The sequence below is a fragment of the Companilactobacillus nuruki genome, assembly GCF_002872255.1.
Taxonomy (GTDB): Bacteria; Bacillota; Bacilli; order Lactobacillales; family Lactobacillaceae; genus Companilactobacillus; species Companilactobacillus nuruki.
This window is the reverse complement of sequence record NZ_NIPR01000040.1, coordinates 1-6,763: the sequence shown is the minus strand read 5'-3', so window position 1 is coordinate 6,763 and position 6,763 is coordinate 1. Positions and strand designations below refer to the sequence as shown.

9 protein-coding genes are annotated in these 6,763 nt (G+C 32.6%); 2 read left to right on the top strand and 7 right to left on the bottom strand.

What is annotated here, in order from left to right; genetic code table 11:
• Positions 1 to 1,243: 1,243 nt before the first annotated feature.
• Positions 1,244 to 1,831: a site-specific integrase gene (locus CBP76_RS09405; protein WP_102196638.1), complete on the bottom strand. Its 588-nt coding sequence runs from the start codon at positions 1,829 to 1,831 to the stop codon at positions 1,244 to 1,246.
• Between the two features lie 103 nt (positions 1,832 to 1,934).
• Between CBP76_RS09405 and CBP76_RS09400 the strand changes: the two genes are divergently transcribed.
• Together CBP76_RS09400 and CBP76_RS09395 are read left to right on the top strand one after the other, a co-directional pair.
• Positions 1,935 to 2,213 carry a plasmid mobilization protein gene (locus CBP76_RS09400; RefSeq protein ID WP_102196637.1) on the top strand — a complete coding sequence of 93 codons (279 nt, stop codon included), beginning with the start codon at positions 1,935 to 1,937 and terminating at the stop codon, positions 2,211 to 2,213.
• Positions 2,203 to 2,505, top strand: coding sequence for a type II toxin-antitoxin system YafQ family toxin (locus CBP76_RS09395; protein ID WP_005917927.1), 303 nt, complete (start codon positions 2,203 to 2,205; stop codon positions 2,503 to 2,505). The genes CBP76_RS09400 and CBP76_RS09395 overlap by 11 nt, the downstream gene beginning before the upstream one ends.
• 201 nt (positions 2,506 to 2,706) lie before the next feature.
• On the opposite strand, the gene CBP76_RS09390 is transcribed toward CBP76_RS09395, so the two are convergent.
• The 6 genes from CBP76_RS09390 to CBP76_RS09370 all read right to left on the bottom strand — a co-directional run bounded on the left by CBP76_RS09390 (position 2,707) and on the right by CBP76_RS09370 (position 6,656).
• Entirely contained in the window at positions 2,707 to 3,636 is a 930-nt protein-coding gene (locus CBP76_RS09390) for a reverse transcriptase family protein (RefSeq protein ID WP_102196636.1), read from the bottom strand.
• A gap of 9 nt (positions 3,637 to 3,645) precedes the next feature.
• Positions 3,646 to 3,933: a helix-turn-helix domain-containing protein gene (locus CBP76_RS09385; RefSeq protein ID WP_102196635.1), complete on the bottom strand. Its 288-nt coding sequence runs from the start codon at positions 3,931 to 3,933 to the stop codon at positions 3,646 to 3,648.
• 44 nt (positions 3,934 to 3,977) lie between these two features.
• Positions 3,978 to 4,151 (bottom strand): hypothetical protein, encoded by a 174-nt coding sequence (locus tag CBP76_RS13210; RefSeq protein ID WP_153386850.1) that lies wholly within the window; start codon positions 4,149 to 4,151, stop codon positions 3,978 to 3,980.
• 302 nt (positions 4,152 to 4,453) lie between these two features.
• On the bottom strand, positions 4,454 to 5,029 hold the full coding sequence (locus CBP76_RS09380) for a hypothetical protein (protein ID WP_102196634.1): 576 nt from the start codon (positions 5,027 to 5,029) through the stop codon (positions 4,454 to 4,456).
• Between the two features lie 243 nt (positions 5,030 to 5,272).
• On the bottom strand, positions 5,273 to 5,734 hold the full coding sequence (locus tag CBP76_RS09375; RefSeq protein ID WP_102196633.1) for a helix-turn-helix domain-containing protein: 462 nt from the start codon (positions 5,732 to 5,734) through the stop codon (positions 5,273 to 5,275).
• The gene (locus tag CBP76_RS09370) at positions 5,727 to 6,656 is read right to left on the bottom strand and encodes a replication initiation protein (protein ID WP_102196632.1); all 930 of its coding nucleotides are present in this window, start codon (positions 6,654 to 6,656) and stop codon (positions 5,727 to 5,729) included. The genes CBP76_RS09375 and CBP76_RS09370 overlap by 8 nt, the downstream gene beginning before the upstream one ends.
• Between the last annotated feature and the right edge of the window lie 107 nt (positions 6,657 to 6,763).

Sequence of the window (6,763 nt, the reverse complement as noted above, 5' to 3'; positions counted from 1 at the left end):
ATATATAATACTGCAAAACTCTATCTATAAACAGACAAAACTCTATCTATAAACAGACAAAACTCTATCTATAAACAGACAAAACTCTATCTATAAACAGACAAAACTCTATCTATAAACTCCTGTATCCCTTGGGAGAGTAAGGCTAAAATGGGGCCTAAAAGAGGTTTAAAAGAGGTTTATAAAAGAGGTATAAAAGAGGCAGCACTGTACGAGGTCAAAACCTAGCAACAAAAAACACAAAGGAGTGAGCCCAAAACCGGCTCACATTAAATTTCAGTCGCTACGCTCCTTGCGCCTCACTCCGTTCGTTGCCTAAAAGGTGTGGCAAGCCACATTAATTCGGGCGCTGACGCCCCGAACCCCGTCCAAGCTGAGCCAGCTTGACCGCTTTTTCACTCGCCGTTAGGCAGGAAAGCAAAGTTTTGTAGAAACTTTGGCTTTCGCCAATTCAGTGTTAAGACTGGTTAAAAGCTGTCAATTCCTTATGCTCCCACGCTTTGCTCGTCCGCTACCATTGACAGCAAACAGTTAGTTTTTTGAATCTTAACAAGAATTTAGCTGCTATGTTCGTCTTTAAGGGCCTTATTTTTTGTTCTCAGCGATTTTAAGGCTATTTATATACATTTATACCAAACTCAAAATAAAAAGCCCTCAGGGACTTTTTAGAGGGCTAGATGACGAAACATGGACGATTAATAATATCTTCTTGTCTTTTTTGCAAAATATAAGTGTATAAGGAATCATACAAGTTCTTTTTAATCTCGTCGGGTTTATTGACGGAAGCTTCAAATAATTCTTGAATATCAACTTGCCAAGGATCAGCAAGCATTTCATCAATTGGTTTTAATACTTTCTTTTAGTCCAGCTTAATTACTCCTAACATTAAAATAATAATTTCAATTTAGATACACAGTTCTTAAAGTTAGTTATTCAAATTTTGTTGCCAGGTTTATGAAGATTCTCTGCATAAAGCAATTAAAAAAAATTTGGTTGAAAGCAGCGGGATATGCAACAATTTTTAGCATTTAAAGCATAACAAAATCAGTTAAGTGTAAGCATAAATTGAATTAAGAATACAGTCAATTCAACAACGGCAAAAATTGATTTTATGGTTATCAGCAGACCGAGTGAAACGAGGTCAATGCGCACTTACACATAGAATAAATTCTATGTTGTGCTAGACCCATTAAAAACCTGTCTCAGAAGTTGCCTTCGACAACAACTAAAAACTCAAAGAAAACTAACCAAAATCAATTTGATCTAACATACTTTCGGTACTTGCTTGATCCAAGCCTAAATAAGCTAAAGTCATTGATTCACTTGAGTGATTTAGTAAGTGCATGACTAGGCCAATATTGTAATTTGATTGCGTGTAAACACGATAAGCCCCAGTTTTGCGCATCGTATGAGTACCTAGATAATTAATTCCTAATAGATCGCCAACCTTACTCATAATTTTGTAGAACTGTTTTTCAGTAATATGGCGTTCTGGGTGTTGAATTGAAGGAAAGAGCCATTCAGAATCCAGCTTATGATCAAGCAGCCATTGACGGTACAATAAGAGCTCTGTTTGAACAGGCTTAAGGTACAAGGTATTAGGTTTACCAGTTTTTCGGTCATGAATAAACGCATTTTGTTTAATAGAACCGTCCGGATTAAAAATATCGGCCTGTTTTAAGCCCATAACGTCACTCACTCGCAGTAGCGTCGCTTTACCAACTTGAAAAATCGTATAGTTACGTCGGCCAGCTTTAAAGTTATTGAGTAACGTATCTTGAACCTCTTTAAGAACGTTTGAATCTTTGATGGGTAAGACAACTTGTCGCATAAGCTGTTAGTTCCTTTACTTTAAAATTAATTTAGTTGCAGAAAACCTAAAAATCGAATATTATAATGTAGTACGATGGTAAACTTAAAGGAGGCGGATTAGAATGAGTAATACTATTATTAAAAACAAGACAATTTCAACTCGTGTAACACCTGAAATTAGTGAACGGGCTAAAGCTAATCTAGCAAAACAAGGGCTAACCGTTTCTGAGTATATACGCTTATCGTTAGTTAAAGCGGCCAATAATGAAGTTCGATTGGTCAGCTTTTTAGATTCTCCGGAAGCCTTAGCCGCTAAAAAAGAAGCAGAAACAGGCCAGGTCAAAAACATTGGTTCATTGACTGACTTTGAAGATTGGATCGATAAGTTAGATGCAAATTAAACAGACCAAATCTTTTGAACGTGAATTAAAAAAACTAGTCAAAAAACATTTCCCAATAACTGTCTTGAAGCCTTGTTTAGAAGCAATTGTTGAACAAGATGTACTTGTTTTGAAACAGATTAAAGATCATGCATTAAAAGGAAATTGGCGTGGCTATCGTGAATTTCACCCTGCCAGATATGGAAACTATGGTAAAAATTATGACAACTGGATTGTTATTTATCAGCTAGATCATGATGAATTGATTTTGTTATTGGTTGCAACTGGCTCCCATGAAATCTTGAATCAATAGCTATAGTTTAGGGGCACTTATTAAAAAATAAATTAAAATAGCCCCCAATATCTATAATGTAGATATTGGGGGCTATTCTTTCAATGTTTTTGAGGGGTTATTTGTTAATTATAGACCCTTAATTTAACAAAGATAAAGATATTAATTAAAATTACAGTCTTACAATATTTATCCAGGTAGTATAAAGCACCTGGTAATATATTAAGACTTAAATTTTGTTTTAGTAAATTTTGAAATTTCAGGAAATATTTCAGGTTCAATTTGACGTGCAGAATTTATGCATCCTCTTAAGGATAACCTTATTTTCTCGGCTTCTTGGTAGTTTCCAGTATTAATATTTTCTCTCATTGACTTAGCAAGCGAAATAATCTTTTTTCTATTTTTATTTGGAACTTTTAAGTGATGGGTTTTAGTTACAATAACGCCAGATACTCTTTTGGAGTCATTTGTTGAATAATACTTAACTTTTCTATTTTTAATAGTATGACCATATGCTCTAACAATTTTATTAACTCGTAATTTAATAAAATTTGTGTTTATAGGCGATGAACTAGAGAATGTAAAGTCATCAACATACGTTGAAAATTTTAAATTATTTTTAGTTGCTAGTAAAGAAAGTTCATCAAACATAGGAGTGAAGGCAAAAAATGAAAGGAGCATACTTGTCGAAATTCCTTGCACTAAGCCGCCTCTATATACAGTGATGTTCGTTAGTATGGAAGCTACGTCAGGAGAACATTGCATACTAGACTGAAAGAATCTATAAATATATTCTCTTTTACAGTTTGGAAAAAAATTTGATATGTCAAATTTAAGCCAATAATCACTGTCCTTATGGAAAGTTGCATTAGATAAAATATTTTTACCAATTTCACCAGCCATTAAATAGTTAGGCCTATTTGTGTATTTTAGGTAATTATAAATATTTTTTTGAGCTTTTTTTAATTCTGCATCAGAAGGTACATCAATTTCTCTATTTTTTGTACCAGTCCTCTTAGTAAAGGAATAGTATCTGGGATTGTTAGAGATATATTTTAACTTTTTTAAGGACATACCTAGCGAGTCAGCTAACTTTTTTTTCGAATGACATTTGAAAAGATAAGATTGAGATAATGGGTATTTTTTTTTCAATTGATGTCCTTATCTAGCCATTAGAGATATAACTTTTTCCATTAATGGTTTAATTAATTTTTTTGCTTGTAAATCATTATTGATCTGCTTTTTATCTTCTGCGAGTAAAATTAGTGTAGAAACTTTTAACCCTAAGATTTCAGCATAGTTATTTAATATTTCAAGTGAAGGAGACTTTTTCCCGGTTTCTATTTCAGATAAATAACTAGGAGATATATTTATTTTTCCACTAAAATCTTTTGCAGTATCTCCATAAATCATTCTTAGCTTTTTAAGAATTATTCCAATATTTTCCATGTAATAGACTCCTTTCAAAAAAAAAAGACTACGAATTGACCATCTTAAAAAAAGCCAGCAAATTGTTTAATAACTTTTTCAAGTAACAAAAGTAATTTTAACAATATTTCTAAACCGTGCATTATCTTAATAAATATAATCCACTTTTTAGATGTTTTAGCTTTTCTTTGCCGATGTTCACGATACTTTGATACCAGTTCCCTATTTTTAATTTGCATAAAAATTCCTTCTTTCTGCTCCCTCTATGGGAGTCCTCTCCAGAAAGAAAAGGTTCTCAAAGCATCTATCGTAGTCATTTTTGAAACGAGAGAATCCTCATCTCTCGTTTCTCTGCGCAGGCGCTTGCGCCGGAGCAGCCGGCAGCTTGCAGCCCTACAAAACAGATCCTACAAATATAGAATCCACGAACCTCGAATATACAAAGTTCCAATTTCAGAGGAAATACCTAACACTGATGATTTTATTATACAATATAATTCGCTATTTGCAAATATTATTTTTTTTAAAACAACTTTGTATTCTATTTGTCAAACATGGTATTTCTAAAATCATTTTCTAACTTGGTTAATTGTTGCGTTATTGTTTCTTCTAGTTTTTGCCTTCTTTGGTCATAGACGTCAATAGTTTGCCCTTTAATTTGAGGCATGGTTTCATAAATAGCGCTGATAGAACCCATAGATTTCTGAACACTTTTTATTTCCTTGTATAGAGGTTCAGTTAAAAACAGTCGTTGTGAATCAATATAATTATTGACGTTTATCTGTATTTCTCTCTTTTTAGAATTTTCTTCTTGACGTACTGCCCCATTCAATTCAAGTAATTTGGCATAGATGATTGGAATTATTGTCCGTCGTTGTTTTAATAGTTCTGCTTTTTGTTCAAAGTCTCTTTTTTGTTCCGCCAATGTTGATTGTAACTTTTCTTCGAATTTCTGTTGTTGCTGCTGTGTGTGGCAATTAAATTTGTTAATTTTTTGTTGATTAATTTGCGCTAATTTTGATTTATAATGTTCTAAAAGCCAATTTGGTATTTTAAGCCACGTCAAAACTTCTCCGACAATCAATATAATATTAAGTAAAATACTAATTAATAACATAAATCTAATCTCCTTATATTTTTTGTAGTTCACTTATAATATAGCAATTGTTTGTTTTTCGGTTTTGAAGCTTAAACAATAGAGATTTTCTATATATAATATGGTTAGAAAAAACGTGTCGAGTTCCTACTACACTAAAACGTTAAAGATTATAAAGCCCAACTAGAAGAATAACCTAAGTGCTTGCTTTTGCCTTTTTACAATTAATATTGAATTTTGATCAACAAATATAAAAATACGTTTTTACCAGAAGTGCCACCAAGTATTATTTTTTTTCTTTAAATTATGGGTATCATGTTCACCTTGTTTAGAAGATATGGTTTTAAACTTTTCAATTTTTTTTTCGGCTATTAACTGTAATTGTTGTGATTGATCCAATAATTTTTGCATTGACTTTAATTGTTCATCTTTTTCTTTAATTTGGCTATCTTTGATTAATAATTGCTGATTCAGTAGTTCTATTGTATCTATATTCGTGTTACCAGTGTTACTAGTAAATGTTTCCTCTCTGAATTTTCGGTTGTTACCACCACCAAAATGCTGTTTTAACAGCAAATATCCTGAATTAATAACAACTAGGGTTTGTACCCCGTTCCTAGTCACAGTTTGTACATAGTTTGCTCTAAAGTTTGTATCTAGTTTTTTCCTAATGGCTTGTTTTGATACACCAAATTCGTCAGCAAGTTCTCTAATAGTTTTAGGCATGATTTCCAAACCCCTTTCGGAGTTCAGCAAGTGCTTCTTTTCTTGCTTGATCTCTTATTTTTTTATCGTGCTCGGCCTGTTTATCAGCCAATGCTTGTTTCTCAGTGGAGCCTAAAGTCAACCCCTTAACTTTGTCAATGGCACGCCATTTTTCCTGCTCTGTTAATTCACCATTATGCTGAATATTAAAAAGCTTTTGACGTTCATCTTGAAATTGACCTTGTGAGAAGTCATTAGAGTTTTTCTTTTCAGACTTCCAAGTAAAAGAATACCCAATCACTGGTTTTCCGCGGCCTTTACCATATTTTTTTCTAACCGTTAGGCCTCTAAAAAGAGGCGTAAGTTCCTCTTTGATGGGTTTTAAAACGGATTGATTTATATTGCTACTTTTATAGCTTTTAGGGACATCTAATAGCTCGTTAAAGTCTGCAACTGAAAAGTAAGCGTACCCAGTAGTTCTAAATTGTTTTAGTAACCGAAACATGGTTTTTGCGTAGCTACTTTTTAAATCTCTGAACTCTGATAAAGCATAACGAACCCAACTTTCCAGCTCATTTAATAATTTTATAGCTTTGGGGTAAATTTTAATATCAACATAAGGATCATCAGCATGGCCGTTTATCTCAAATTCGGTAAACATAACAAAAAATTCACGATACAGCCCATCTTTACTACGCCTTCCAAAGCGTAATCCTAAAATTTTTTGATAGGTACTTTCAATATCGTCAATAAATCGGTTATTTGCTGTAGGTTTATATGCACTTAATTCTTTTAATTGATCAAATGAAAACCTTACAGTTTCGTCACCCTTGTCACGCATTCTAGAAACTATTGAGAAGAATAAATTCATTTCAACAGGAGTGAATTTTCGAAGTGGGATTGTATTTAATTCAGGATCATATTTAACAATTTCATTACTCAAATGAAGCACCTCTTTTAATGAATATAGTTTTATGAATATATAATACTGCAAAACTCTATCTATAAACAGACAAAACTCTATCTATAAACAGACAAAACTCTATCTAT